Source organism: Corynebacterium propinquum DSM 44285 (assembly GCF_000375525.1).
Classification (GTDB): domain Bacteria; phylum Actinomycetota; class Actinomycetes; order Mycobacteriales; family Mycobacteriaceae; genus Corynebacterium; species Corynebacterium propinquum.
Window position 1 is genome coordinate 106,101 of sequence record NZ_AQXC01000004.1, and the last position, 26,947, is coordinate 133,047.

21 protein-coding genes and 1 other RNA gene are annotated in these 26,947 nt (G+C 58.1%); 15 read left to right on the forward strand and 7 right to left on the reverse strand.

The window, feature by feature from the left end; genetic code table 11:
• Nucleotides 1-118: 118 nt before the first annotated feature.
• The 4 genes from B142_RS0104950 to B142_RS0104965 all read right to left on the reverse strand — a co-directional run bounded on the left by B142_RS0104950 (nt 119) and on the right by B142_RS0104965 (nt 6,647).
• Complete coding sequence (locus tag B142_RS0104950; protein WP_018120440.1) at nt 119-2,308, reverse strand: YhgE/Pip domain-containing protein; 2,190 nt, start codon at nt 2,306-2,308, stop codon at nt 119-121.
• Nucleotides 2,305-4,848 (reverse strand): YhgE/Pip domain-containing protein, encoded by a 2,544-nt coding sequence (locus B142_RS0104955; protein ID WP_026167851.1) that lies wholly within the window; start codon nt 4,846-4,848, stop codon nt 2,305-2,307. The genes B142_RS0104950 and B142_RS0104955 overlap by 4 nt, the downstream gene beginning before the upstream one ends.
• Nucleotides 4,849-5,013: 165 nt before the next feature.
• Nucleotides 5,014-6,090 carry an SURF1 family cytochrome oxidase biogenesis protein gene (locus B142_RS0104960; protein WP_236588455.1) on the reverse strand — a complete coding sequence of 359 codons (1,077 nt, stop codon included), beginning with the start codon at nt 6,088-6,090 and terminating at the stop codon, nt 5,014-5,016.
• A 41-nt stretch (nt 6,091-6,131) separates the two neighbouring features.
• Nucleotides 6,132-6,647: a low molecular weight protein-tyrosine-phosphatase gene (locus B142_RS0104965; protein ID WP_018120443.1), complete on the reverse strand. Its 516-nt coding sequence runs from the start codon at nt 6,645-6,647 to the stop codon at nt 6,132-6,134.
• Nucleotides 6,648-6,726: 79 nt separating this feature from the next.
• On the opposite strand from B142_RS0104965, the gene B142_RS0104970 reads away from it, so the two are divergent.
• From B142_RS0104970 to rnpB, 5 genes are all read left to right on the forward strand, one after another.
• A complete protein-coding gene (locus tag B142_RS0104970) occupies nt 6,727-7,875 on the forward strand; it encodes a Nif3-like dinuclear metal center hexameric protein (RefSeq protein WP_018120444.1) in 1,149 nt (382 codons plus the stop codon).
• A gap of 120 nt (nt 7,876-7,995) precedes the next feature.
• Nucleotides 7,996-8,796 carry a zinc ribbon domain-containing protein gene (locus B142_RS0104975; RefSeq protein ID WP_026167854.1) on the forward strand — a complete coding sequence of 267 codons (801 nt, stop codon included), beginning with the start codon at nt 7,996-7,998 and terminating at the stop codon, nt 8,794-8,796.
• A gap of 13 nt (nt 8,797-8,809) precedes the next feature.
• Complete coding sequence (locus B142_RS0104980; RefSeq protein WP_018120446.1) at nt 8,810-9,976, forward strand: bifunctional RNase H/acid phosphatase; 1,167 nt, start codon at nt 8,810-8,812, stop codon at nt 9,974-9,976.
• A gap of 332 nt (nt 9,977-10,308) precedes the next feature.
• A complete protein-coding gene (gene adhP / locus B142_RS0104985) occupies nt 10,309-11,373 on the forward strand; it encodes an alcohol dehydrogenase AdhP (protein WP_018120447.1) in 1,065 nt (354 codons plus the stop codon).
• A 68-nt stretch (nt 11,374-11,441) separates the two neighbouring features.
• An RNA gene (gene rnpB / locus B142_RS12895) (RNase P RNA component class A) lies at nt 11,442-11,876 on the forward strand.
• 30 nt (nt 11,877-11,906) lie between these two features.
• Here the strand turns inward: rnpB and B142_RS0104990 are convergent.
• Entirely contained in the window at nt 11,907-13,427 is a 1,521-nt protein-coding gene (locus B142_RS0104990) for a galactokinase family protein (protein ID WP_236658173.1), read from the reverse strand.
• A 264-nt stretch (nt 13,428-13,691) separates the two neighbouring features.
• On the opposite strand from B142_RS0104990, the gene B142_RS0104995 reads away from it, so the two are divergent.
• The 5 genes from B142_RS0104995 (at nt 13,692) to B142_RS0105015 (ending at nt 19,842) form a co-directional block, all read left to right on the forward strand.
• Nucleotides 13,692-13,904, forward strand: a complete 213-nt coding sequence (locus B142_RS0104995) for a hypothetical protein (RefSeq protein ID WP_018120449.1) — start codon at nt 13,692-13,694, stop codon at nt 13,902-13,904.
• 46 nt (nt 13,905-13,950) lie between these two features.
• Entirely contained in the window at nt 13,951-15,288 is a 1,338-nt protein-coding gene (glnA, locus tag B142_RS0105000; RefSeq protein WP_018120450.1) for a type I glutamate--ammonia ligase, read from the forward strand.
• A gap of 115 nt (nt 15,289-15,403) precedes the next feature.
• The gene (locus B142_RS0105005; protein WP_018120451.1) at nt 15,404-18,643 is read left to right on the forward strand and encodes a bifunctional [glutamine synthetase] adenylyltransferase/[glutamine synthetase]-adenylyl-L-tyrosine phosphorylase; all 3,240 of its coding nucleotides are present in this window, start codon (nt 15,404-15,406) and stop codon (nt 18,641-18,643) included.
• Between the two features lie 66 nt (nt 18,644-18,709).
• The gene (locus B142_RS0105010; RefSeq protein WP_018120452.1) at nt 18,710-19,174 is read left to right on the forward strand and encodes a hypothetical protein; all 465 of its coding nucleotides are present in this window, start codon (nt 18,710-18,712) and stop codon (nt 19,172-19,174) included.
• Between the two features lie 134 nt (nt 19,175-19,308).
• Nucleotides 19,309-19,842, forward strand: a complete 534-nt coding sequence (locus B142_RS0105015) for a hypothetical protein (RefSeq protein ID WP_018120453.1) — start codon at nt 19,309-19,311, stop codon at nt 19,840-19,842.
• On the opposite strand, the gene B142_RS0105020 is transcribed toward B142_RS0105015, so the two are convergent.
• Nucleotides 19,839-21,335, reverse strand: a complete 1,497-nt coding sequence (locus B142_RS0105020; RefSeq protein WP_018120454.1) for an MFS transporter — start codon at nt 21,333-21,335, stop codon at nt 19,839-19,841. The two genes, B142_RS0105015 and B142_RS0105020, sit on opposite strands and share 4 nt — an antisense overlap.
• Nucleotides 21,336-21,370: 35 nt before the next feature.
• Here B142_RS0105020 and thrC point away from each other — a divergent pair, with 35 nt between their 5' ends.
• From thrC to B142_RS0105045, 5 genes are all read left to right on the forward strand, one after another.
• The gene (gene thrC, locus B142_RS0105025; RefSeq protein ID WP_026167855.1) at nt 21,371-22,828 is read left to right on the forward strand and encodes a threonine synthase; all 1,458 of its coding nucleotides are present in this window, start codon (nt 21,371-21,373) and stop codon (nt 22,826-22,828) included.
• Nucleotides 22,829-22,859: 31 nt separating this feature from the next.
• The gene (locus B142_RS11965) at nt 22,860-23,945 is read left to right on the forward strand and encodes a trypsin-like serine protease (RefSeq protein WP_018120456.1); all 1,086 of its coding nucleotides are present in this window, start codon (nt 22,860-22,862) and stop codon (nt 23,943-23,945) included.
• An 89-nt stretch (nt 23,946-24,034) separates the two neighbouring features.
• A complete protein-coding gene (locus tag B142_RS0105035; RefSeq protein WP_018120457.1) occupies nt 24,035-24,574 on the forward strand; it encodes an NUDIX hydrolase in 540 nt (179 codons plus the stop codon).
• The gene (locus B142_RS0105040; RefSeq protein WP_018120458.1) at nt 24,567-25,616 is read left to right on the forward strand and encodes an SGNH/GDSL hydrolase family protein; all 1,050 of its coding nucleotides are present in this window, start codon (nt 24,567-24,569) and stop codon (nt 25,614-25,616) included. The genes B142_RS0105035 and B142_RS0105040 overlap by 8 nt, the downstream gene beginning before the upstream one ends.
• A gap of 54 nt (nt 25,617-25,670) precedes the next feature.
• Nucleotides 25,671-26,159, forward strand: a complete 489-nt coding sequence (locus B142_RS0105045) for an RDD family protein (protein ID WP_018120459.1) — start codon at nt 25,671-25,673, stop codon at nt 26,157-26,159.
• A gap of 6 nt (nt 26,160-26,165) precedes the next feature.
• On the opposite strand, the gene B142_RS0105050 is transcribed toward B142_RS0105045, so the two are convergent.
• Nucleotides 26,166-26,945 (reverse strand): DUF4191 domain-containing protein, encoded by a 780-nt coding sequence (locus tag B142_RS0105050; protein WP_018120460.1) that lies wholly within the window; start codon nt 26,943-26,945, stop codon nt 26,166-26,168.
• Nucleotides 26,946-26,947: the final 2 nt, after the last annotated feature.

Sequence of the window (26,947 nt, forward strand, 5' to 3'; positions counted from 1 at the left end):
GTCGGCGAGCAAAGTCAGCCGACCACCTGCGCCCGCGTACTAGTTCCAGCACGCGACAAAATTCGACACGCAGCTACAGCCGACCGCGGGCGTCGGCGTCCTCCTACTAACACTAGCGCTATTGCATGACGCGGGTTTCCCGGATGCCCTTCTGCAGCCGCTGGTGATAGCTATCCATCGCGCGACGCAGCCACAAGCCCAGCACCAACGCGGGGATGGCGAAGAGCAACAGCAGCAACAGATCGCGGTAAATATCGCCCTCATAGACACCCGCGATGGCGCTGCGGAAAGCATCAATCGCATACGTGGCAGGCAGCCACGGGCTTATTGACTGGAACCAGCCGGGCAACAGCGTCAATGGATAAGCGCCACCGGAACCAGAAACCTGCACGATCAACAACAACACCGCTAAAGCCTTACCGGCGCTATCGAACGCGATCACGAGTGCATGCACAATCAGCATGAACACCAGGGAAGCCACCGAGGCTGCCAGCCAGAGGAGCAACGGATGCTTCGGCTGAATCTGCACGAACAAGATCAGACCACCCACCGCGAAGGTGGCCTGCGCGATGCCGATCAGCCCGAACGTCGCAAAGCGTCCCAGGTAGACCTGGTTACGGCTAAACTCGCCGTCTTCCCGCAAGTACTTGTCCTCGGCGTTGCTGCGCATTAACACACAGGTCAGTAGCGCACCGACCCACAGAGCTAGCGCTAGATAAAACGGCGTCATGCCCACACCGAAAGCGGCGACCTCGAAGACTGGTGTGCGTTCGACGTCGACGGGAGCGGAAATCCGCGAGGCCAGCAGCTCCGGATCAGAGCCGATAATGTCCGCCAACTGGCTCAAATCGCCACCATCACGGACGTCGTCAACCTTGCGCTGCAATTCCGCAAAACGCTGCGCCTGGTTGTACAAGGTATCGGCCAACCGGTCCGCACCATCGCGGGCGCGCACCAGCGCGGAACCATCTGCACCAGACGTAGCAGACAGCGTGTCACGCACATCGCCAATCTCTGCGCGCACCGCAGCAATATCAGCAGCGACGGTGTTGATGCTGCCGCGCAACGCAGTCAACTGCGGCTGCAGATTCTGTTGATAAGCAGTACGCGCATTTTCGACGGCCTGGCGTGCAGCAGCAATCGCCGACTGTGTTTCTTGCCGCGATTGCGCGGCGTTGCCGGTGCCCGATTCAATGCGGTCGGCGGTCGTCGTCAAGGAATCATGCAACGCATTCGACTGGGCAATCGCACCATCCAATTGCGCGCGCACCTGCTGGTACCCGGCGGCAACCGGACCCGGCAGATCCAGGTTGCCTACCTGCTGTTCCATAGCATCGCGCACTCCCTGGAAAGCGGCAGTTTGCTGGGCGACGCGTTCGGCGGCGGTGCGGTAGGTTTGTGCGGTTTGCGCGGTAGCCGCCTGAGCATTGTTCAACAGCTCGTCGAACTGATCCGACAACGCCGAATACGCCTGGACGGTGGCTCCCAGAGAATTCTCCAGGGCACTGCTGGAATCATTTAACGTGGCAGACAACGAGTCGATAGGGGCAGAGGCGTTACTGCCGCCAGCAGCACCGGAGGTCTGGTTACCCGCAGCGTTGAGAATATTATCCGCAGAGCGTGCCAGCGGAATCGTGGAATCCACCAAGTTCGCCAGGCTGCGCACCGTACCGGCAGACGCCGATAAGCGCGTGCCGACGCTATCAATCCGGTTGGCAACATTATCCAGCGCCGCCTGGGTATCGCCCTCCTCAAGATAGTTATCCAGGGATTCCACTACACCCAAGCCGACGGTGGTGACCACGCGGGTAAACGACTCGTCGATACGCTCGATCACACCGCTGGCACTGCGTTCGGTGATCGTCGTCGACAAGGCGTTTTTCTTCTCGTTGGTGTACAAATCCAACTTGGCCGGTTCGGTACCTTCGATATAGAAGGTCAACAGTTCTTGGCTGAAGTTTTCCGGCAGCACGATTCCGGCATAGTATTCACCGGATTTGGTGCCTTCCAGCGCGTCGTCGGAATTCGTGATCACCCAGTCAACCTGCTCGTTCCGGGAAAGCTGGGAGAGAACTTCGTCGCCAAGATTGAGCCGCAGCGATGCCAGATCCGACTCGTGGCCTTCGTCTTTGCTGGCCACGGCGATTTTCAGCCGGTCGGTGTTGCTGAAAGGGTCCCAGCTGGCCAGAATGTTGAAACCGGTGAACAGCAGCGGGATGATTACCAGGCCGAATACAATCACGCCGGTCATGACGTTGCCGCGGATTGCACGCAAGTCATCGCGGAGGATGGTCAGGATATTGTTCATGACTTCTCACCTTGCTTGGCCAGTTGTTCTCTCAGCTCATCGTCGCTGAGATCCGTCAGGCTGTGATCGCGGGCGACGGATTGCTTCACGTATTCCAACGCGCTGATAATGCCCACCGAAACCAGCACGACCAGGCAGGCCAAACCAAAGAAAATTGCTTTTTCCTCAGGGTTAAACCGCGAGATGATTCCCAGGATCAGCACCAACAACACACCGATGCCGATGGTGATACTCATCCACTGCGTGTAATTGCGCGGGTTCGACCGCCACTTGGAATCGAGGTTTTGTTGGTAACCTTCGCGGTCCCGCAGCGCAGAAATCACGTCGGTGATTCGGTATTGGCTGCCGGTGAAGTGCACCTTTTCGTTGATGACCAACCCGCCTTTGTTCAGTTGGTCGTTGACCAGAATATTCACGTGCGACAGGCCCCGGCGCGCCAACATACCGGCGACAAATGCGACGGCGGCCATGCCGATGATCACGATCATATTGACCCAATAGTGATTGCCGTAGAAACCACCGACGGTCTCGCGCATGGCACCGATGCCGTAGGTAAACGGCAAAAACGGTGACACTGCGCGGAAGAAATCTGGCGTCATCTCGATGGGGTAGAGGCCGGATGCGCCTGGGATCTGCACGAAGGCGTAGACCACGGCGATGATGCGGCCAATGTGACCAAAGGCTGAGACCAAACCATAAATGATTGCCAGATAGCACAGGCTTAGAATCACGGCGGTGAGAACATAACCAATTTTCGAGACGTGCTCGACGCCCATGACCAAGTTACCGATTGAGACGATCAGCGCCTGCATGATGCCAAAGACACCCATGAGCATGTAGCGCGCCTGATAAGCCTTGCCGACGGTCAGGTGCTCGCGACCACGCGGATCGACTTCGGTGCGGAAGATGATCATCAACATGAACGCGCCGATCCACAGCGTCAGGTTGATAAACAACGACGACATGCCGGAACCGTAGTGCGAGACCGGGAATACGGCGTGCGATTCCATCTCTGCTGGTGAGGCGAGGAACGACGAGATATCGTCCGCATTCAACGCATTGACGGATTGCAGTGCAGGGTTGTCCTGGGCCAGGCTCGCCAACGTGAGAATGTCCGTGCGGGCGGTGCGCAGACCGTTTTCGATGCCGTCCAAGTCGCCACCGAAACTGCCGATGACTTCTTGCGCGCGCTCTAACTGCACGTTGACGCCGTCGAGCAGGCCGTCGGTTTCGCTAAGCAAGGTTTTCTGCGCGCCCAGGGTGGCCGAAAGGTTAGCGGCGGTAGCTGCAACTTGGGAGATCGCGGAATTAATCTGCGGGATGGTGTTGTTGATGGACGTGCGCAAACCCGCGGAATCATCCCGCGCCGCGGTGGTGGCGTTGTCTAGGGCTGCGGCAGTGTTATCTAATGAGTTGAGGGTGTCTTGCGCGCTGTCTTGTAAAGCAGTGAGTTCACCGAGTACGGCGCGGTTGCTCGCATTTCGACCGTGCAGATCATCCACGGTCTGCTGGATCTGGTTGGCGATGTGTGGTGGCAAAGCAGGCAGATCAGTAACATCACCCAGCCGGTTGATCGCGCCATCTGCCTGGTCGAGAATGCCCTGGGCACCATCGGTGGCCGCCCCAACGCGGTTGAGCGCGCCTGTCAGCTGTCCCGATACGGAATTGACAGTGGCATGTGCGGAAGCAGCGCCGTCGGCAAGCGTGGTGGTGCCTTGCACATATGCGGCGGTGGCTTCGTCGGCGAAACTGGTCAGCTGGCGCTGGACCTCATCGGTGATTGATTGCACTTGGCCCAGGGCCGTCTGGGCGTCGTCGATGGTGCGCTCGACGCTCACCAATGCTTCGCGGGCCTGGGCGATCGCAGGGCGGGCGTTGTCCAGGTTTGCTTGCACACGGCCGAGGTCTTGGCGGGTATCAGCGATGGTATCGGCGGTGCGGGTGAAAGTATCCGAGGCACGATTGGCGGTATCACCGATGCGGAAATCCAGATCGTGCCCAGAATCGCGCAGCTCCGTGGCCACGGACTGTGCTACCTGCTCATTAAACGACGAGCTGATCTGCGAATCGATGGTGGAAGCGCCCTGATCCGTGATCTTCGGCGCGATGGCATTGAGTTTTTCGTTGACCGCGTATTCCAGCGTGGGTTTGGAATAGGTGCCCTCAAATAAGCTGACGAAATCTTGCGAGAAAGTCTTCGGCACCGTGATCGAGGCGAAAACCTCGCCCGAATGCACCGCGTGATTGGCTGCGCCTCGGTCCAGGAATTGCCAGCCCAACTGGTCATTTTCCTTTAGCTGACTGACTAGCTGTGCACCGACGTCGAGATCGCCGGTGATAGTAGAAGAAGCGCCTTCGTCCTCATTGACGACGGCGACTTTGATGTTCTCGGTATTTTCATACGGATCCCAAAAAGCGGCAATATTAATCCACGAATATAAAGCTGGGGTGATCATCAGCCCAATCAGGATCACCCAGACTTTTCGGGTTTGCCATAACCGGGCTAAGTCCTCGCGAAAGACCTTCCAACTAGTACTCACCTGTAGAACGCTAGCACCGGAATTAGCGGACTGCACAGCTCAGAGGCTAATTTTTGGGCGTTTTCGGTTAAGTGATAGTAATTTTGCGATTCTGTTTTAGAAACGGCGGTCATTGGGCGCTTGCCGACGCCGTGCTTAACGGTGCCGTGTGTAACGACGCTGTGCTTAACGACGCCGTCGGCCGCGGAACTTCGCGAGCTGATCCGAGTTATCCCCGCCATAGCGATCCCGCAAACCACGCGAACGCGTGGCCGCGGTTGGCTGTGCGGAATCCTGCGATGGAGAAACCGCAGGTTCCACCACCGATTCCTGGGCAGTCACTGGTGTGGCAGGCTCTTCGGCAGCTGCCTGGCCGTCCTGGTTTTCAGCTTCGCGTTCCTCGCGCTCGCGGCGCCGCTCCCGCAGCTCGGCATAAATGAAATAACCCAAACCAGCCGGGGCCATGATGCCGAAGGCGATCCACTGAAAGCCATACGACAAGTGCGAACCACGATCCAGCTTCGGCACCGGAATTGGTTCCAGTGCTTCTGGCTGATCCGCCGCGGTCACGTTCACGATGGCGTCGGCAAGCTCCAAGCCCGTTAACTCTTCTACCTGTTCCGGGCTCACCGAGCGGACCTGGGTATAACCAGCGTCCTCGATCGGCGGGGCCTCGTGTGGAGCCTCGCCGAAGCGCAGCATGGCCTCGGTAGTGATGTGCTCGCCAGCTGGCGGGGTGATCTCTGGGACGGAACCGTCGCGGTTAGCCACCGCAAAGCCACGATTAACCAGCACCGTCTGGCCGGAATCCAGCTGAAACGGCACCAATGATTGATACACTTGTGAGCCTTCCAGCGGACGCAAACGCAGCAACATCTCGTGCTCTGGCAAGTACCTGCCGGTTAGGGTGACCCGGTGCCACTCCTCGTCGATGGTGATATCGCCGGAGTCGTCGACAAGCTCGGCAAACGGTACCGGATCCTGCTCATAGGCCTGCTGGATGCGCTCGTTGCGGTCGACGATCTCGTCATCCTTGTTCAGCTGCCACGGCGCGAGCACCGTGAAGGCCAGGATGGAAAAGGCGATGAGTGACAGTGCCAGGATGATCCAGCTGGGCTTGGCAAAAACCTTCCACCACGACGTTTGCGTGCTGGTGGCGCTATTGCGCGGCTGTTGCGGCTGCTGTGGCTGAAGCGGCTGTTCAGTTCGTTCAGTCCGTTCAGGCTGTTTAGACTGTTCTTGCTGCTGGGATCGGGCATTCACAACGCCCATGATAGACCGCCCACGATAGACCGGCGCGCGTGTTAGTCCAGCTGACTCTGGATGTGCTCAATCAGTCCCGGCAGGCTGGCTTCGATTTCTTTGCGCACGCGGGTAAAGCCATCGACACCGCCGTAATACGGGTCGGCGACCGAGGGCTCATCTTCTGCCTCCGGGTCGAAACTACGCATTAGGGCTACGCGATTCTCGTCGACGCCGCGAGCAATGAGCGTGGAGCGGTGCCCGGTGTCCATCGCGATGAACAAATCCGTGTCGCCAGCCGGTGGGCCGAACTGTTGTGCGACATGATCGCTGCCGTCCAAACCAATCTCGCGCAGCTCTGCCACGGTGCGTTCATCAGCGCCCTCGCCGACATGCCAGCCATCAATCCCGCAGGAGGCGATATCCACCTGGGTGGCAAGACCTGCATCTTTGATGGCCTGACGGGCCATGACTTCCGCCATCGGTGAGCGGCAAATATTTCCGGTGCAGACGAAATTGATGGAATAGGTTTTGGGGCCGTTGTGATTTGTGCCGTTGTGATTTTTCGTGTCAGCCATGGTGTCCTATTTTATCGCCTGATGTGCACGCTGCGTGCCATAATTGTGTGAGCATATGACGGATATAAAGGAGCAGCACATGAGCACTGAGACCACCGTGGGTGAGATTTGCCAGGTCATGGACCGCGCTTACCCGCCGCACCTGGCGGAAAGCTGGGATAGTGTTGGGCTCATTTGTGGGCGGCGCGAAGCCCCGGTGCGCCAGGTGGCTTTTGCTCTGGACTGCACCGACGAGGTGGCAGAGGCAGCAGTGGCAGCCGGCGTCGACATGCTGATCGTGCACCACCCGTTGCTGCTACGCGGGGTGGACAGCGTGGCCGCGGATACCCCGAAAGGGCGGATCCTACATTCCCTGATCGAATCCGGTATCGCACTGTTTGCCGCGCACACCAATGCGGATTCCGCGCGTCCCGGCGTTAACGACAAACTGGCGGAGCTCGTTGGCATTACCCCCGGGCGTCCGCTCGCGCCGAAGCCGGGGCCTGGCCGCCACCTGTGGGGTGTGCACGTGCCCGCAGAACACGTCGACAAGCTGAAACAGGCCCTATTTGCCGCGGGTGCGGGGCGGATCGGGAATTATTCCGAGTGCGTCTTTGAGATCTCCGGCACTGGGCAGTTCAAACCAGAACCGGGCGCGGACCCGACCGACGGGGAGGTAGGCCAGACCTACCGCGATGATGAGCTGCGCATACAGTTCGTCGCCAAGCCGGGTGATAAGCAGGCGCTTCTCGACGCCTTGTATACCCACCACCCGTATGAGGAACCGGCCTTCGACATCACCGAGCTTGCCGACGCCACCCCGCTGGATACCGCCTACGGGCTGGGCAGGATTGGGCAGCTGCTGGAGCCGATGAGCTTGCGGGAGTTTACTCAGCAAGTCGCGGATGGTTTGCCTGTCACATCCTGGGGTGTGCGCGCGGCCGGAGATCCGGACAAGCAAGTACAGACGGTGGCTGTGGCCTCGGGCGCAGGCGATGGGTTTATCGACGTGGCTGCGAAATTGGGCGCGGATGTGTTTGTGACCTCAGATTTGCGCCACCACCCCGTTGATGAACACCTGCGCGTTAGCGATATGGCAATTATTGATACCGCACACTGGGCTTCCGAATTCCCGTGGACGGAGCAGGTAGAAGAAATCGTGCGCCGGGAAACCGGAGTGGAGACCACCGTGATTACTGTGCGTACCGATCCGTGGACGGTGTCTGCGGAGTCTGCGCACGGAGCATAAAGGGCGACTAGAACGCTCGGCCGGAGGCCGTAAGGCTGGAAAAGCGAACGGGATTATGCAGCCGCGAGCGCGGTTACAGTATGAGGGCGAAAAACGACAAGCAAAGGTGGATAGACGATGATGAAGCTAGCTCCGAAACAACAACAACGATTGCTGGAACTCGCCAACTTAGAACGCGCACAGGCTAGCGCAGGCAACTCTGGTGCAGGCAGCGCTGCTGGGGGTGGCGCTGCTACTGGGGCCGGTGCCGGTTCTGGTGCTGCGAACAAAGCATCGACGCCAGAACGCGCCGAGGCCGACAAAGCAGCAGCCACGCTGAAACGTGCCCGTGATGCAGCCGCGGCAGCACAGATGGCAGTGGATGATATGGAAGCCGAAATTCTGCGCATCCAACAAGACGAACGCAAGCTGAAGCGGCGCAATATTGATAACAAAAAGCAGCTCGCCACTGAGCAAGACCCGGAAATCCGGAAAGACTTAGAACACGATAAATACACCACGAAATCACGCATTGCGGATTTGATGAGTGAGCTGCAAGAAGCCCACAACGAGATCCACGCGCTGCGGCAAAACCGCGACGTGCACGCTGCGAAAGTGGATCAGGCAAAAAGCGAGCTGGAAGCAGCCGAGCGCGCCGCAGACGCTGCGGATGCAGTAAAGACTGAGGAACCGGACCCGGTCGAAAACATCACTAAACTGCGCGCGGAACTGCAAGAACAAGCACCGGAGGCCTTGGCTGCCTACGACGACGTCCGCGGCGAAAACGGCGTCGGCGTGGCTCGGTTTACCGGACGTGGGTGCGGTGGGTGCTATATCCAGCTGCCACCGGCGGACCAGTCCGCGGTACGCGGCGCGAAACCTGAAGTTATGCCAGAATGCCCAGATTGCGGCACCTACCTGGTACGTGGCCAGGCAGACTAAGGAGCGTAGTGCCATGAAGCTGATCATTTACGCCGATGGCGGCTCGCGCGGAAATCCCGGAATCGCAGGTTCTGGCACCGTCGTCTACGCCGCCGATGGTGAGACGGTGCTGCGAGAGATTGTCTATGTCGTCGGCAAGAAAGCCAGCAACAACGTCGCCGAATACCACGGGCTGTTGCGCGGGCTGGAAGCTGCAGTCGAGCTGGGCGCGGATGACGTCGACTTTTATATGGACTCCCGGCTGGTCGTCGAGCAGATGAACGGCCGCTGGAAGATCAAACACCCAGACATGAAACAGCTGGGTGTGCAGGCGCAGAAGCTCATGCAGCAGCTCGGAAGGGTGAACCTGAGCTGGGTGCGGCGAAACGACAACAAAGTAGCCGATGCACTGTCGAATGAGGCTATGGACGCTGCTGCCGCCGGCCACGCGCCGGGTGTGGTGGACCGCGGCGATGATACTGGCGATGATTCTGACGCTGTTGATACTGCCGCCGGCGCGGATGCTGGCGCTGCGAAAAATAGCACCGGCTCGCATGCCTCGTGGACGGGCGCGACCTGCCAGCCGACCACGTTGATTCTGGTGCGGCACGGGCAAACGGTCTACTCCGCTGAGCACCGGTACTGCGGGCACAGCGATATTGAGCTGACCGAGACCGGCATGCAACAAGCAGAGGCTTCGGCTGCCGCCGTGGCCGAACGCGGTGAGATTGACCTGGTGGTCTCCTCGCCACTGCAGCGCTGTCAGGTGACGGCGAAAAAGATCGCGGAGAAAACCGGTGCCCAGGTAGAAACGCACGACGCGTTGATCGAGGCGGATTTTGGCGACTGGGAAGGGCTGACCTTCCAGCAGGCCCAGGATGACGATGCCGAGCTGCACGATGCCTGGATTACGGATGCGTCGCTAGCACCGCCAGCGGGGGAATCACTCGCACAGGTGCACCGCCGCGTACGGGAATTCCGGAAACAACTCGTGGCCAAGCACCCTGGTAAAACGATTGCGGTGGTCAGTCACGTTAATCCGATTAAATCGTTGACCCGCCAAGCGTTGAACGCTGGGCCAGCGACGTTTAGTCACCTGTTTTTGGATCTCGCCAGCATTGGCGTCGTCAAGTTTTATGACGAGAACTCGCCGGTGGCATCCGCGGTGCTCAGCGTGAACGAAACCGCGCACCTGCGCTGACGGTGATGCAAGCTTAGTTTTTACGCAGCTAGTGCCGGGAACTCGATAAGCAGCGGCTACAGTTTTTGCCGCTGCCTTTCTTTCGCTTACTGCCTCCACCGTGTGCACCGTGTTCGGCTTGTACTAACCCCTCGTTGGTGAGCCTTATAAGCCGCCGAGGGCGTTAGGTACAGCCACTCTTGATGGCAGGACAGGTGCGCAGCGAAATGAAAACAATACCCAATAAGTGATTTGCTTCACATTTTATTATTTTGTTTCTATACTGAAATTCAACAGCTTGCTCATTAACCAGAGCTCATTGCTTGAGCTCACCAACCAGAGGAGGAGAAGCAATGACTACACCAACCAGAACCGCACAGTCCACACAACCGCCGAAGGAATTCACGGCAGCAGTCGTGGAAGAATTCGGCCCCAACGTCACCGTACGTGCAGAAAAACTCCCAGAACCCGGCGAGCACCAAGCACTCGTGAAACTCGAGGCATCCGGGATTTGTCACACCGACCTGCACGCTGCAGAAGGTGACTGGCCCGTAAAACCAGAACCACCGTTTATCCCCGGACACGAGGGAGTAGGGCGCGTCGTCAAGCTTGGGCCGGGTGAACAGTTCGTGAAAGAAGGCGACCTTGTCGGCAACGCCTGGCTCTGGTCGACGTGCGGCGAATGCGAATCATGCTTAACTGGCTGGGAGACCCGCTGCGTGAAAGCAGAGTACGGCGGCTATACCGTCGACGGAAGCTTCGGCGAATATATGCTCGTTGACACACGCTACTGCGCACGCATCCCGGAAGGCAGCGACCCGGTAGAAGTCGCACCGATCCTATGTGCAGGCGTGACCGTATACAAAGGTCTGAAAATGACCGAGACTAAGCCCGGTCAATACGTCGTCATCTCCGGTATCGGCGGCCTGGGACACCTGGCGGTGCAATACGCCGACGCGATGGGCATGCGGGTTATCGCCGTTGATATTTCCGATTCCAAACTGGAGCTGGCCAAGCGCCACGGCGCAGAATTTACCGTGAACGCCAGCGAAGTTGACCCGGTACAGGCGGTGCAGGACTTTACTGACGGTGGCAGCCACGGAGTGCTGGTGACTGCGGTGCACCCGGATGCTTTCGGGCAAGCCATCGAGATGGCTAAACGCGGCGGAACCATTGTGTTCAATGGCCTGCCATCAGGGGAATTCCCGGCGTCCATCTTCGACATCGTGCTGAAGGGGCTGACAATTCGTGGCTCGCTCGTCGGCACGCGTCAAGACCTGGCCGAGGCCATTGATTTTTATGCGCGCGGCAAGGTGAAACCAGATGTCACCGAATGCAGCATTCACGATGTCAACGACGTGTTCAAACAGCTGCACGACGGTAGCATCGATGGACGAAAAGTCATCCGTTACGACTAAGCGCCTTGCAGAGTGTTCCAGCACATTTGCACAGGTGCGCGGCTATCGACGAAGATGGAGCGAGTGAATGAGCCGGCCGGGCGATCGCGGCTGACAAACTGCGCCGACAGCTGTTGGGCGCAAGTGAAAGTCGAGGAAAGTCCGGACTCCACAGAGCACGGTGGTTGCTAACAGCAACCCAGGGCAACCTGCGGGCAAGTGCAACAGAAAGTAGACCGCCACCGGGTATATCGCGATTCGTCGCGGCGTGCCCGGCGGTGAGGGTGAAAGGGTGCGGTAAGAGCGCACCAGCATGTCAGGTGACTGGCGTGGCTAGGTAAACCCCATCGGGAGCAAGGCATCACGGCGCGCCACGCTGCGCGCCTGCTCGAATGTTTGAGGGCTGCTCGCCCAAGTTCGAAGGTAGCTGCTTGAGGCCACCAGCAATGGCTGGCCCAGATGGATGATCGCCCACGCACCGCACTGGTGCGGGACAGAATCCGGCTTATAGGCTGGCTCATTCACCCACCTAACCGGGTCTTACGGATCCAGCATTAACCGAGCTGCGCGATATCTCCAGGAATTAGCCGCGTGACGACGAGCCCGTCGGCCACCAAGTCATGCGCAAAGTTCTCAGCCTTTTTCTTGTCGACGTAGGCGATGACCGCTTTCGAGGTTCCCGCAGCAGCCGCCCGCGCGCCGATCGCACCGCGTACCTGGCATAACTGTGCCAGCTCCATGGACGCATCCAGCGTGTAATCATCCTGCAGTGCCTGCTGCGAATCCCGCAACAGTGGCCAAATATCACGAGCACGCTGGGAACGAATCGCATGCGCGAATAGCTGCGCACGTTCAGTTTCTGCAGCGTGGAAATCCAACCAGGTGCGTGATTCATGCAACTCCGGGACCCCGTCCGTGCCGTGCACTTGGTGGACCGCAGACAACCACTGGGTCACGCGTGCCGGGGCGTCGGGAAGCAGCCGCAAGGACTGTGCACCGAAAGCCTGGCGGGCGGAATCGACGAATCGGTTCCTGGTGCGGATCTCATCGGATTGCCCGGTCGCCGCTGTGGTTTCCGAATCGTCTCCGGGGCTGGTGTTTCCAGCGTTTGTATCTCCGGTGCTGGTGTCCTCGTTAGTGCTCACGTCCTGTGGCACCGTGACCGCAAATGCAGCCAGCTCGCGGCCAACCGGATGCACGGCCTTGGTCAGCGAACCATCGGCGTAATCAAGCACTGATACTTGCGCGCCAGCACCAGAGCCAGACCTCGAGCCAGCACTCGAGCCAGCGTTGGAACCGGTGCCAGCACCAGCGCCACGCAGCGCTGCCGAATAACGAGCCCGCAGAGTCACCGTAGATGAGAATAATTCGCCAGCTTGCGCGCAGACTTCCGCAAGACGCGCGCGCAACGGCGCCTCGTCGACATCCGGTGCATCGGATTGCAAAGCTAAGGCTAAAGCAGAATCGATGGCGGCATATTCACCCAGGCCGGAATTCGGGGTGATCGCAGAAACGACCGTGATATTCATGCCGCTGGTATCCCGCGATAGCAGCTGGCGCTGCATCATCATCCACACGATGCCGCCCAAGCGGTGTACTAACCCCCCACGGGGGAGTGGCGGGGTGGTGGGCTTGCCCGAATCGTCCACGTCCGGCTGTTGCTGGGAAAACAGCGTGGCGATCTCTTCTACCGTGGTGGAATCTTCCTCGCTGGCTGGTTCACCGGTGCTCCGGGCGTCGGCAAGCGAGTCCCGCCGGAAATGCACCACAAACTTGTGGTCCTCGCGGGGAGAGACCGACACTGCGGCGCGTTGGCCAGCCAGACTCATGACGACGACGCCGCCAGCGTGGTCCACGTGCTCGCCGATCACTGACCACGTTGCCGGAGCGTGCGCAAGAAAAACGGGCGCAACACCGTAGAGTTCAGCGTGCCAGCGGGTTGTGGCTGTTGTCAGGGCGGTGGTGTCGGTTACGGCGGCGTTAAGAGTGGCGTCGGTTTTTGCCGTGTCGGTTTTTGCAGCATCTGTGGAAGAAGCATCATCAGCGAAGTTATCCATCTGGGGCGCTTGGGGCATGGGCGAAGAAAACTCCTTGAAATAGCTCGGAAATGGCTCGGGAATGGCTTAGAAATAGCTCGGTGCTCGCGAACGAAGTCAGTAATCTCGGGCAATTTTACCTGTTTAGCTGTGCTGGTGGGTAGCCAGATTTATACTGAAACTGCCCAATCCACCGTCGCGGCACTCGCATCGCAACGGTCCGACCTGGGGCGCCGTCGGTGCATGGCGCGCAGGTGGTAAATCGCCCGGGTGATCAACAGAAAAGTCAGCAAGGAGCACAGCATGGCACACGCAGACGAACAATGGTTTTTCAATCCCTCCACCGGGGAAGTCACAAAAGGCAAGGTGGCAGGGTGGAATAACCGCATGGGGCCATACGACAGCAAAGAATTAGCCGAAAACGCATTCGAAATTGCACAAAAGCGTAACGACGCCGCTGACCAGGCAGAAGACGACGAAGACGACTGGGGTCAGCCTGCGGATTGGGAAAAATAATCCCAGCACGGCGCCAATGTGATCGCGGTTGCCTAGACTGGGCACCATGAACAGTCAACACGATTACGTCTTGCGCACCGTCGAGGAACGCGACGTGCGTTTTATCCGCCTCTGGTTTACCGATATCACCGGCGCCCTGAAATCCGTGGATATGTCACCGGCAGAGCTGGAAAACGCATTTGAAGAAGGCGTCGGTTTCGACGGTTCCTCGGTAGAAGGGTTCTCTCGCGTCGCGGAGTCTGACACCATCGCGATGCCGGATCCTTCCACGTTTAAAATCATGCCCTCGGAAAGCGGCAATGACTCTTTGCTGACTGCGCGCATGTTCTGCGATATTGTCCAACCCGACGGTAGTCCCTCGGTGGTAGACCCACGGAATATTTTGCGCCGCCAGGTAGAAGAAGCCGCCGATGACGGATTTACCTGCATGATTGGACCGGAAATCGAATTTTATTTGCTGCAGCAGACCGACGATGAAGCGGATCTGCGCCCGACCGATAACGGCGGTTATTTTGACCAATCAACGATGAATCTGGCGCCAGAGTTTCGTCGTACCGCCATTCAGATTCTAGAAAACGTCGGTATTGTTACCGAATTTTCGCACCACGAAACCAGCCCGGGCCAGCAAGAAATCGACTTGCGCCACACCGATGCGTTGACGATGTCGGATAACATCATGACCTTCCGCTACCTGATCAAAAAGGTGGCACAGCAGCAGGGCGCGCGGGCTACGTTTATGCCGAAGCCACACAAAGATTGGACCGGTTCTGGCATGCACACCCACCTGTCATTGTTCGAAGGCGATTCCAACGCCTTCCACGATCCGGACGATGAATTCTGCTTGTCAACGACCGCGAAACAATTTATCGCCGGAATTTTGCACCACGCACCAGAGCTGACCGCGGTGACCAACCAATGGGTCAATTCTTACAAGCGCTTGATGTTTGGCAACGAAGCTCCCGGCGCTGCCACCTGGGGAGTATCGAACCGATCTGCCATGGTGCGGGTGCCAACCTACCGGCTGAACAAACCTGAATCGCGCCGCGTGGAAATCCGCAGTTTGGATTCTTCGGCCAACCCGTATTTGGCGTATTCGGTGCTGTTGGCTGCTGGTTTGCGCGGAATCCGCGAAAATTATCAACTCGGTGAACCTGCCGAGGACAATGTGCAGGAACTTACCCGTCGTGAGCGTCGCGCGATGGGCTATATCGATTTGCCAAATTCGTTGGACCACGCGCTGCGCAAACTAGAAAACTCCGAGTTCATGGCGGAAGTATTGGGCGAAAACGTCTTCGAATTCTTCTTGCGTTCTAAATGGGAGGAATTCCGCAATTATCAACAGCAAATTACTTCCTTTGAGCTGCACAATAACTTGAATTATTAGCGTTCGGCCCATCAACGCTTTTTACCGTGCCCGGTGCTAGCACCTGGGTCATCGTGTGGTGACACCGCGCTCACCGACACCGCCAACCACATATTCCAAAGAGCTGAGCATTACTGTGAGTTCGAACCGACCATCTATCCCATCGACTGCCACCCTTGGGTTATCTAGCCCAAAAGCCAGCGAAGACATCTCCTGGCTTGGTTGGAATAAGCCCGAACACACCGCATTGCTGTGGTGCCTGGCTGCGGCATCTGACCAGGACCTCGCGCTGAATACGCTCATTCGCATGGCCGGAAACCTGGATGATGACGGCGCAGAATTAACCACCCAGCTGTGCGAAGACGAAGCATTACGAGTACGATTTTTCGCTTTGTTGGGTGGGTCCACGCTATTGGGCGATCATGTGGCGGCCCACCCGGAGACGTGGAAAGAACTTCTCAAGCCCCTGCCGGAAAAATCTGAGATGTTCCAGCAAATGCTGCAGGCAGTGGGGGCTCAGGTTGCTGATTTCGCGGACTCGGACGCTGATTCTGATTCCGGACCCGGCACAACAGCTGGTGCAGGTTCTAATACAGGTTCCGGTGCCGAGCCTGACAACGACGATGCGCCCGACCCGGCTAGCTCTGACTTGTCGACGCCTGGTACCTACCGCGCGGCGATGACCGGTAGCGATGCTACCTGTGCGTTGCGTGATGCCTACCGCACGTTGATGCTGCGAATCGCCGCGCATGATCTGGCTGGGAGCTATTTTGCGCGCAAAGGCCAAACCGAACCGCAACCGAAGCTGTTGTTTAGCACGATTACCGGTGCGCTGTCTGATTTGGCTGATGCTGCATTGACCGCGGCACTCGCGGTTGCGGTGGCTGAGGTCTATGGCCCGTGCGTTGGTGGCGCTACCGAATCAGGTGCGGTGACCACAAAGAGCACCACGAAGAACACCACAAAAAACAAGCCCCCGAAGCCGGTTGACGCCCGGCTAGCGGTTATCGCGATGGGCAAGTGCGGCGCGCAGGAGCTGAACTACATCTCCGACGTCGATGTCATTTTTGTTGCCGCACCCGCCAGCAACAAAGCCACGCGCTTGGCTGCTGAGTTCAACCGCATCGGCTCGGCCGCATTTTTCGAGGTAGACCCCAACCTGCGCCCAGAAGGCAAATCCGGCGCGTTGGTGCGCACCCTGGAATCGCATATCAAGTACTACCGGCGCTGGGCCGAAACCTGGGAATTTCAAGCACTGCTGAAAGCCCGCGCCCAAACCGGTTACCTACCTCTGGGCCACCGCTACGAAGACGCAATCCGTCCGATGGTGTGGACGGCATCGGAGCGTGACTCCTTCGTCGAAGACGTCCAAGCGATGCGTCGGCGTGTACTCGCTAACGTGCCCAAAGACATGCGGACCCGCGAATTAAAACTCGGCACCGGTGGCATGCGGGATGTCGAATTTGCTGTACAGCTGTTGCAACTCGTCCATGGCCGGTCTGATGAACGCCTGCGGGTGCTATCCACCGTCGAAGCGCTCGAGGCATTGAAGTCTTCCGGTTATATCGGCCGCGAGGATTCCTGGCAGCTCATCGAAGCGTATGAGTTTTTGCGCTTGCTGGAACACCGCCTGCAATTGCAGCGTTTTCGGCGCACCCACACTATGCCAGCAGACGATGACACCGACGCGCTGCGCTGGCTGGCACGCGCTGCCGGGTTTGATGCGCATGGCTCAAAATCATCGTATGACTTGATGGTTAACCACTTGCGCAAAGTCCGTGTGCGTATTTCCGAGCTGCACTCACGGTTGTTTTACCGGCCATTGTTGGATTCTGTGGCTTCTATGTCGGCCGAAGAACTCAAGCTTTCGCCAGCGGCCGCGAAACTACAGCTTTCTGCGTTGGGCTACCGGCATCCTGGTCGCGCGTTCGATCACCTCACCAAGTTGGCATCCGGTACCTCACGCAAAGCGCGTATCCAATCGATTCTGCTACCCGGGCTGATGGAATGGCTTGCAAATACCGCCGACCCCGATGCTGGCCTACTTAATTACCGCAAACTTTCGGATGCCGCCTTTGATCGTTCCTGGTTTTTGCGCATGCTGCGCGATGAAGGAATCGTCGGCAAGCGGCTGATGTCAATCCTGGGTAATTCGCCGTACACAGCGGAGTTGATCATCAACGCGCCCGATACCGTCAAGTTGCTATCCGATGGCGCGAACGGCCCGAAATTCCTGGAGACCAACCCACAGCAAGTGTCGAAGTCCTTGGTGAACTCGTCGAAACGCCACGCTGACCCAGACAAAGCAGTGGCGGTAGCGCGCTCTTTACGACGCGTGGAGCTGGCCCGGATCGCATCGGCGGATCAACTTGGTTTCATGCCGGTCGAGCGCGTGTGTCGAGAGCTGTCACTGATTTGGGATGCGGTGCTGGAAGCCGCAATTCGTGCAGAAGTCCGTGCCAGCCTGCGAGAACTCGACCGCGAAGAACCACCGGCGCGCATCGCGGTGATCGGCATGGGCCGCCTGGGTGGTCAAGAGCTTGGCTTTGGCTCAGACGCAGACGTGCTCATGGTGGCTGAACCCACCGCGGGCGAAGACGAAACCGAGGCCATGAACTGGGCGAAAAAGATCGTCGACAAGCTTCGCGCACGCCTGGCGAAACCCTCTGGTGATCCGCCGCTGGAGGTGGACTTGGGGCTGCGCCCGGAGGGCCGAAGCGGGGCAGTGGTGCGCAGCATTGCGTCTTACCGGCGCTACTACTCGCAATGGGGAGAATCCTGGGAAATCCAGGCGCTGTTGCGGGCCAACGTGGTGGCAGGTGATGCGGAAGTCGGTGCGGCGTTTATCGAGATGATCAATGATTTCCGTTATCCGGCCAGTGGGATCTCTAAATCGACGATCCGTGAGATTCGGCGAATCAAAGCACGTGTAGATAACGAACGCTTGCCTCGTGGGGCAGATCGCAATACGCACACGAAGCTTGGCCGCGGTGGGCTGACCGACGTGGAATGGACCGTGCAGCTGTTGATCATGATGCACGCTGCGCAGCACCATGAGCTACGCACCCCGTCGACATTGGACGCACTCGATGCATTGCGAGACTGCGAGATTTTGACGGACAATGAAACCGAGCAGTTACGCGAAGCTTGGTTAATGGCGACGAATGCCCGCAATGCACTGGTATTAGTACGCGGCAAACGTGTGGATCAACTGCCGCAGCCCGGCAATCATCTGGCACAAGTTGCCGGTGTGGCCGGGTGGGCACCGGAAGACAACCAGGAATTTCTTGAGGCTTATCTGAAGGCAACCCGCCATGCGCGTCGAGTGGTGGATCAAGTTTTCTGGGGTGAACCCGATTCTTATGAATATGACTGAATGCGCAGAGCCGAATGTGGATAAACTCGATGGCACACCAACCTTTGGCGGCGAAAGGAAATGATTATGGGACTGTCACTCTCATTCAACGTTGACAATGCCACGCTGGCGGACCTGCAAGAATTGGTCGCGATGGCAGAGCACATCGGAATCGCCAGCGATACGTATGTGGAATTTGATGAGGATTCCCGTCATGTCCGGGTCGATAGCGACGGCATGAGTGCAAGCAAAGTCGCGGAGATCCAAAACAACGAACGGGCTCGGAAGGCCGAACGACTCCACAGTGATGATGTCGATGACCTTGATGATGTCGATTATGCCGACGCCCGGAATGATGCAGATGCTCATCGTCGGCAAGAAAATCAGCATGTCCGGTTTACACACCCGCGTGATGGTGGGGAATGGTCTGGCATCTTCGATCGCGTAACGCGCACCGTCAACAACAACCCAGTGACGCAGCACATTGGGGATGCGGCGATGCGCTCGCTCGGCGACATTCTATCCGGGCGGCGGAATCCACCGCGCCACTAGTTTTGGGGTGCTAGTTATGTGAGACGCATAGCATATTGACAGGTTTATCTACTGTGAAAATCACATAACCTGGTTATGCTAACCCCGATAAGCGTCATAACTGGAATAGCGCGTATAAGGAAGAGATAGCCGACATGTCGAAACCGACAACTAACACGCACAAGGCATCACGCACCTGGTGGATTTACGGTGCGCTTGGCTTGGTGATAGTGCTCGCCGGTGTTTTCGTTGTCCCGATGGTGATCAATAGCTCGGACAAGCATAACGAGCAAACCGTTGGCTCGATGCTTGATGATCAACCGCATCCATTCGAAGATCAGGCAGCGGCAGGCAGTAGTATTGCGGCCGCCCCAAAATCAGAAATTTCCCCGCAGATTTATGGTCAGCGGTTGGCAGAACTCGCTTCAATTCTTGGCATTTCTGCGGACTATATGAATCCAGATAATTGGCCCGAAATCGTGCTTCAAGTAGACCACGAGAACCGTGCCGCTATGCGGGTTATGCTCGAGAATATTTTGCATGATGCCATCGAGCGCGGCGATATTTCTTATGTTGACCGCGATCGGGTTCTCTATGCCTTCGATTTAGGGCTTATCGACGCCCCGCTTAGTGCTATTTCGAATTATCCCATTGACGGCGAACCACTGGAATCACCCAGCTCAGACTAATCAGTGCGGTTTTCCGGTTCCGGTGTGGTTGCTTCGTGGATCACCAGACCGTGCTGTGTCGCAGTGCTGTTGCCCTTTGAAGCCGCTGCAGCAGCAGAACCAGCAGGAGCCGCAGTGCCACCCGAACGCACGCGTTGAATCTCGCGTGTTCGCCAAGCCGTAGCGCAGAATAAGCCAGCAATACCCACCGCCCACACGCTGCCACCAGCAAGTGCAGCGAGTTGAAAATCCGTCCAACTATATGCGGCACCATCGGCAGAAATATCCAAGACAATGCCGATTCCCTGTGATGCCGCCATACCGGAAAGAAAACCACCCATATTCGCCAGCCCCGTAGCCGTCGCGACGGTCTCTCGCGAGACACCCTCACGGACATTATCAAAACCGTAATTCGCTGATGCGGCACACAGTGCAACAACCACATTCACCACAACGATTGCCGCCATCCCACGTGGAGTGCCGGTAGCGAAAAACACCACCCAAGTAAGCACAATCGTGGTGGAAAACACTACGACGGCCCAATGTCGGGTAGCTCCCAAGCGCGCCGAAAACATGCCGTGCAGGGGACCGGAAGCAACCGTAACGACGGTGTTGATGGCTAAGACTGCACCGGCTTGTTCGGAACTTAACCCCATGCCGAGAGTGATTAAAGGAAATCCCCACATCATCAAAAACACCAGCTGGAACATCAGGCACGAGTAGTGCATGAAAAACCCTTGCCATGCCACTGGAGTGCGCACGAGCGCACGAATCCGGGCGGCCAGGGAAGCAATGTTGGTATCTGGCGACGCGTCGTCTTTCGGAGCTGCATTTTTCATCGACGCTGCATCTTTGACCTTTGAGCCTTGCCCCATAGTGTGGCGATCGACGTCGGGAAGATCCTTAATCGCGAGTCCAGCCAGCCCGGCGATTAATATGCTCGCCGCGCCCAGAGTGACAAACGATGCCGTCCAACCGGCAGCACCCAGCAGGGCCAAAAACGGTACCGCGGAAATAAACTGGCCAGTCTGCCCAATCGCGCCCGTCAACTGCGTAAATAATGGAGTTTTGCGCAGTGGGAACCAATAGGGCAGAAGCCGCATGACCGCCAGAAAAGCCGAAGCATCCCCCGCGCCGATCAGCACCCGCGCGCCAATAGCCAGCGGATATGATGTCGTCAAGGCCAAAATGAATTGCCCGAGTCCCATGACTACCGCGCCGACAATCACCATCGCCCGTGGGCCAAACTTGTCGATGCCTAACCCTGTTGGAATCTGCGCCAACGCATACACCCCAAGCTGGACAGCAGCGAAGACCGCGATGCGCGAAGCATCCACCTGAAAGCGCTCAATCGCATCCACGCTGGCCACGCCAAATGACGTCCGCCCGGTAATCGCGACGATATAGCAGGCCACGCCACCTACCCACACCAGCAGCGCCCGGCGGGTCACCACATCACGTGGGTGCGGGGCAGCAGTGGCAGTCTGAGAAGCTGATTTGGCGCGATTTTCCATACGAGCCATTGTAGGTAGACGCTAAGATGAAACCCGTGGATTATATTTCGACTCGTGATACCCAGGCCCAACCCGCACAATTTACCGACATCTTACTCGGTGGCCTTGCCGCTGACGGCGGGCTCTATTTGCCGACGAGCTACCCGCATCTCGGCGCAGAGAAATTAGCAGAACTCCGGGAGACCTCGCGCACCCACGGATACGCCGGGCTGGCAGCAGAAATCCTGAAGTTGTTCGTCGACGATATTCCTGCCGACGAGCTCGAAGCCATGGCGCACAGGGCCTATAGCACCGAGAAATTCGCCCACGAAGAAATCGTGCCGGTGACCAAGCTGGATGAGCAGTTTTATATCGGCCACTTGTCTGAAGGCCCAACCGCAGCGTTTAAAGACATGGCTATGCAGCTGCTCGGCGAGCTTTTCGAATACGAATTGGCGCGCCGCGACACCACGTTGAATATTCTGGGCGCGACTTCCGGCGATACCGGCTCATCAGCGGAATACGCCATGCGTGGGCGGCAAGGTATCCGTGTGTTTATGCTGACGCCGAAAGGACGGATGACGCCGTTCCAGCAGGCGCAGATGTTTGGGTTAGACGATGAGAATATTTTCAATATTGCCCTCGATGGTGTCTTCGATGATTGCCAGGACGTCGTCAAGGCCGTCAGCGCGGATGAGGCTTTCAAGCGCGATTACCGCATCGGCGCGGTGAATTCGATTAACTGGGCGCGACTGCTGGCGCAGATCGTGTATTACGTTTCCTGCTGGATCAAAGTCACCGACGCCACCGGTGATTATTCGCAGAAGGTCTCGTTTAGCGTGCCGACGGGCAACTTCGGCGATATTTGTGCAGGGCACATCGCACGCCAAATGGGGTTGCCAATCGACCGGCTGATCGTCGCCACGAATGAAAACGACGTGCTGGACGAGTTTTTCCGCACCGGGCAATACCGGCCGCGCTCTGCCGCGGATACCCACGAGACTTCCTCGCCGTCGATGGATATTTCCCGCGCGTCGAATTTCGAGCGTTTCATTGCGGACTTGCTGGATCGCGATGCCGCCCAGGTGGCAGACCTGTTCGGCCACCGCATCAAGGATGGTGGTTTTGCGCTTGCCGACGACCTGCTGGCGCGTGCGCGCGATGAGTTCGGGTTCGTCTCCGGGCGCTCGCTGCACGCGGACCGCTTGGCGACGATCGTCCAGGTACATAAAGACCATGAAGTGTTGGTGGATCCGCACACCGCTGATGGCATCAAGGTGGCCTGGGATGCCGTAGCCGAACACGACGTCACCAGCCCGGTGGTCTGTCTGGAAACAGCCTTGCCGGTGAAATTCGCCGACACTATCAAAGAGGCCCTGGGAACTGCCCCGGATATGCCGCAGCGGTTTGCCGGAATTATGGATGCCGGACGCCACGTCGCGGACCTTGATAATGATGCTGACAAGGTCAAAGACTATATCCGCAGTTCCATCGCAGAAACCAACGTGCGGTAATCAGCACCGGTTGTGGCTATACTCTGTAGCTATGATTGGGCAGAAACAGCAGGCCGACGCTGGCTCTGGCTATAGCAGCGTCGGTGGCACTAGCCACAGCCGCACCGGGGTATTAGCGGTGATGTGCGCTGTGTTGCTGTTTGTTTCTGCCTGCACCAGTACTGGAATCTCCGCGTTCGGGGAGGGCGATCCTAGCGGTGGCTCGGCCGCGGATGGCTTCCCGGAGGGCGCGGATATGGCTGCTGAGTTTGATCCAGCGCAACCGCGCTCTTTACCTGCACCACCGCCGCGCGCTGATGCCCTCACGGGGGCGGATCAACAACGCCTTGGGCAAGAACCGCAATCGCAGACCCGGATCATTCACCCAACACAATCCCCTTTAGCGCCGGGCGCACCGATTGATATTTCTACGCACGTACCCCAGCCCGGCGAGCAGTTTCATTACAATATCTGCACCGTTGCCTATTCTTTTACCGATGAAGCAGGCACGGGCTATGCGATTACTGCTTCTCATTGTGGGCGGGAAGGCGATCTCGTGTGGGCGGGGCAGGCAAATAACCGTTTCCAGTGGCCAGCAGAACCGATAGGGTCTTTTATCTACTCTGACCTCTACACTGTGGATTCTTCCGATTTGGATATCGCAATCATTGAGCTTAATGCCAATGCCTATGATGCCAGCGTGGCCGGTGGATCCGAAGCAGCGCTAAACCCGATGGCAACCGCGATTGCCGATCGGCTGGACTTCTTGCCGGAGCACGTGTGTAAAAACGGCCGTATCACTGGAATCACGTGTGGGGACACGACCGCGGCGCAGGCGTTGGGCAAATTGAATACCCATGACGGTTCGGTGCTGGATGCCAGGTCCGCCCGCGCTGCTCTGTGCGCGACCACGGGTGATTCTGGTGGCCCAGTGTATGCCGAGCTTAACGGCGAGCAAGTCATCGTTGGCTTAGTCTCCGGCACTACGACACAGCAGGCGGCGCACCAGTGCAACGGGGATGAACCTGTGGATGGAAACAACGGGGACATCAGTGTGTCATATACCCCGGCGACGGAATTTCAGCGCATTATTGGCAGCATTGTCCCGCAAGCCGCAACGACGACCACCACGTGGTAGACAACGCAGTGGTAGGCAGCGCCGTAATAGGCAATGTCGAGTTGTGCTTGCAGGAGAGCTGGGTTGTCTGCTCCCGCTAGAATGCAGATATGGCTATCCCGGAATTTATTACGGAACTGCGCAAACATATCGGTTCGGCACCCCTGTGGATTCCTGCGACGACTACCGTCGTCATCCGCGAAGTCCCGGCTGATGCCCCCATTTGGGAGGTGCCGACGGTTCTGCTGGTCCAACGGGCCGATAGTGGAGATTGGACTCCCATTGGTGGCATTTGTGAACCGGGTGAACAACCCCATGACACCGCCGTGCGCGAGGTCAAGGAAGAAACTGGGTTAGATATCGAGCCCGTGGCATTGCTGGGATCTGGGGCAGTGGGTCCGGTGACGTACCCGAATGGGGATGTGTGCCAATTTATGGATACTGCAATTTCCGCGCGGTTGGTGGGCGCATACGATCAGCAGCCACGCGTTGCCGACGACGAGTCCGTGGACGTGCAATGGTGCTCGGTGGCGCATTTGCCACAATCATTATCTGCCCGGCACCGGATGGTGATTGCCGATGCTGTGGCACAGATGAAAAATCCCGCTCGTTTTCGGCCCCGTCTCGGGTTTAACAAGCGCAATGGTTAATGCGCCGCGGCGATTGCGTGCGAAAAATGCCGACGATGTTCCCGCGCCTCAAGCACAGCGCCATACGCAGAACCAGAACGAGCTTCAGGCCCAGACCCTGACTCGGAAATGGCGCCGCGCCGTGCCCGCGTTGTTGCTCAGCAGTGGGCTAGTACTTAGCGCATGCAGTGCCGGTGTGGACAACGACGATGGCTCTGAAGCGGCTTCTGAACCAGGTACTGAACCAGCTTCTGAACCGGCTATTGATACCTATGTGGCACTCGGGGATTCCTATGCCGCGATGGCCTCGCGTGCCGGAGCCGACGATTCCGGTGATCTGGCGGCAGATTTTTGTCGGCGTTCACCAGATAATTATCCCGCTGTGCTCGGTGATCTGCTTGCTGCAAATACCGTTATTGATCGTAGTTGCCAAGGCGCGATCATCGACAACCTCACCGCAACCCGCGACGCCGGTGGGGTAGAAGTGCCCGCGCAGTTGCACGCTTTAAGCGAGACAGACGACGGCGCAACCGACAGAACCGTCGATCTGGTGACATTGACCATTGGTGGTAACGACATTGGCTTCGGAGAAATGGTGTGGTGCGCACAGCACGCCCTCGAGACCGCCGAACCTTCCAACTGCGGCGCCTATATGGACCGGAAGGTTGAACACGAAACCCGTGTGGTGGAAGACCGACTACACGAAATTTTTGCTGAGATCCGTTCCCGGGCACCCGAAGCGCAGATTATCGCCACGGGTTATCTTCCCTTGCTTGGTGCATTGGACGACTGCGCCGAAATTGCCGCCATTTCCGGGCCTGACCGCACCTGGCTACAAACTGTCATCCAGCAGCTCAACCAGGCTGTCGCACAAGCGGCGCAGGCGCACGACGTGCAGTTCGTGCTGCCTGCCGAGGCCGACAAGCATACAGTTTGTGCCGAACCAGAGCAGCGTTGGGTCGATCTTTCGGGGACGGCGACGGGATCGTTTCCGTATCATCCGACAGCTGCCGGGCAAGCTGCCATGGCGCAGGAAATCTATCAACGGATCCCGCGAGATTAACGGCATCATCCCTCTGGTTTCGCTGCCCTAACCCCGGCTTGTAGATTAGAGAGCATGGCGGAGAATAAGCGAAGCTGGCTGGATGGACCAGCAATTCCCGGTGAAAATGAAGATCCGAATTCACCAAGTCGGTGGCCCGGTGAAAAACTTGGTATGCCGAAAAACGGGCGCGGCTCGCTAGCGCCGGTGGGCAAGCGTGCATTAGCCGTGCTCATTGATTGGTTTGTGGCGCTTGCACTAGCATTCGGCCTTCGTTACGGGCTCGGCAGTGCTGATATCAGCCAGGGTGCTACCACTACCTGGAATTACCTGTTGTGGATTGCCATCGGCATAATTTTTGGCTGGCTGTTCGCGCGCACCCCAGGCATGATGCTGCTGGGGATGGGCGTGGCCCGGGTGGACGCGGAAGAACGCGTCGGCTTGTGGCGCGCTGTCGTGCGTACGTTGCTCACCGCCTGTTTCTTCCCGGCGGTGATGGTCGATTCCGACGGCCGTGGCATGCACGACCGCGCGACTGGAACCGCAGTTATTCGCACGAATTAATGGTGCTTATTTGCCCTTTTTGGCATTCATGCGGCGCATACGGCGGTTCATGCCGGAAGGGTTCTGCGCCTGTTGCGGCAGTGGGCCTTTCGGCATGCCAGCGCCTGGTCCGGCTGCTGAATCCATGGCCTCGATACGCGCGTTGATATCGTATACCTCGGTTTTACTGTAATTGCGTGGCAACTTCAGCAGTTTACGCTGTAGCTTGCCCAGCGGAACCTGGTTTTCCCCGGTGCCGGTGTAGACCACATGTACTGGCACACCACCGGCGATCCGGTCAATGCGGCGGCGTTCTTTGTCGACGAGTTTCTCCAAGCGCTTGGGGTTACCTTCACCAACGAAAACCACACCCGGGTTGCCGACGACGCGGTGCAGCAAATCCTGCTGGCGAGTCATGCCGACGCCCTGCTTGGTAAACCAAATGATGCCGAAGGTATTACGCAGGTTGTCCAGGGTCCAACCAGCGGCGCCAGGCTGATCCTCAACGCGCTTGTACATCGATGATTGCAGACGGCGGGTGAAAATCCACATGGCGACGACGGCACCCAGCACGATGCCGACCGGCAGCATGAACCATTGGCCGCCCCACAACATGCCGAGCAAGAAAAACAGCACGGCGATGCCAATAACCGCCAGCAGCATCAAAGGAATCAGCGCTTTATCATCTTTGCGCTGCATGTTGAAGGCCTGCCACATTTGCGACCGCGTTTGCTTGCGCTGCGCTTTCTTGGCTTGTTTTGCCTCACGTTTTTGGGCTTTGAGCTTCGCCTTATCGTCTTTTGCCATGT

What these genes read in the sequence shown, in the direction of transcription:
- B142_RS0104950 (WP_018120440.1), bottom strand. Translation starts at nt 2,308, where the DNA reads ATGAACAATATCCTGACCATCCTCCGCGATGACTTGCGTGCAATCCGC.
- B142_RS0104965 (WP_018120443.1), bottom strand. Translation starts at nt 6,647, where the DNA reads ATGGCTGACACGAAAAATCACAACGGCACAAATCACAACGGCCCCAAA.
- B142_RS0104970 (WP_018120444.1), top strand. Translation starts at nt 6,727, where the DNA reads ATGAGCACTGAGACCACCGTGGGTGAGATTTGCCAGGTCATGGACCGC.
- B142_RS0104975 (WP_026167854.1), top strand. Translation starts at nt 7,996, where the DNA reads ATGAAGCTAGCTCCGAAACAACAACAACGATTGCTGGAACTCGCCAAC.
- B142_RS0104980 (WP_018120446.1), top strand. Translation starts at nt 8,810, where the DNA reads ATGAAGCTGATCATTTACGCCGATGGCGGCTCGCGCGGAAATCCCGGA.
- adhP (WP_018120447.1), top strand. Translation starts at nt 10,309, where the DNA reads ATGACTACACCAACCAGAACCGCACAGTCCACACAACCGCCGAAGGAA.
- B142_RS0104990 (WP_236658173.1), bottom strand. Translation starts at nt 13,427, where the DNA reads ATGCCCCAAGCGCCCCAGATGGATAACTTCGCTGATGATGCTTCTTCC.
- B142_RS0104995 (WP_018120449.1), top strand. Translation starts at nt 13,692, where the DNA reads ATGGCACACGCAGACGAACAATGGTTTTTCAATCCCTCCACCGGGGAA.
- glnA (WP_018120450.1), top strand. Translation starts at nt 13,951, where the DNA reads ATGAACAGTCAACACGATTACGTCTTGCGCACCGTCGAGGAACGCGAC.
- B142_RS0105010 (WP_018120452.1), top strand. Translation starts at nt 18,710, where the DNA reads ATGGGACTGTCACTCTCATTCAACGTTGACAATGCCACGCTGGCGGAC.
- B142_RS0105015 (WP_018120453.1), top strand. Translation starts at nt 19,309, where the DNA reads ATGTCGAAACCGACAACTAACACGCACAAGGCATCACGCACCTGGTGG.
- B142_RS0105020 (WP_018120454.1), bottom strand. Translation starts at nt 21,335, where the DNA reads ATGGAAAATCGCGCCAAATCAGCTTCTCAGACTGCCACTGCTGCCCCG.
- B142_RS11965 (WP_018120456.1), top strand. Translation starts at nt 22,860, where the DNA reads ATGATTGGGCAGAAACAGCAGGCCGACGCTGGCTCTGGCTATAGCAGC.
- B142_RS0105035 (WP_018120457.1), top strand. Translation starts at nt 24,035, where the DNA reads ATGGCTATCCCGGAATTTATTACGGAACTGCGCAAACATATCGGTTCG.
- B142_RS0105040 (WP_018120458.1), top strand. Translation starts at nt 24,567, where the DNA reads ATGGTTAATGCGCCGCGGCGATTGCGTGCGAAAAATGCCGACGATGTT.
- B142_RS0105045 (WP_018120459.1), top strand. Translation starts at nt 25,671, where the DNA reads ATGGCGGAGAATAAGCGAAGCTGGCTGGATGGACCAGCAATTCCCGGT.
- B142_RS0105050 (WP_018120460.1), bottom strand. Translation starts at nt 26,945, where the DNA reads ATGGCAAAAGACGATAAGGCGAAGCTCAAAGCCCAAAAACGTGAGGCA.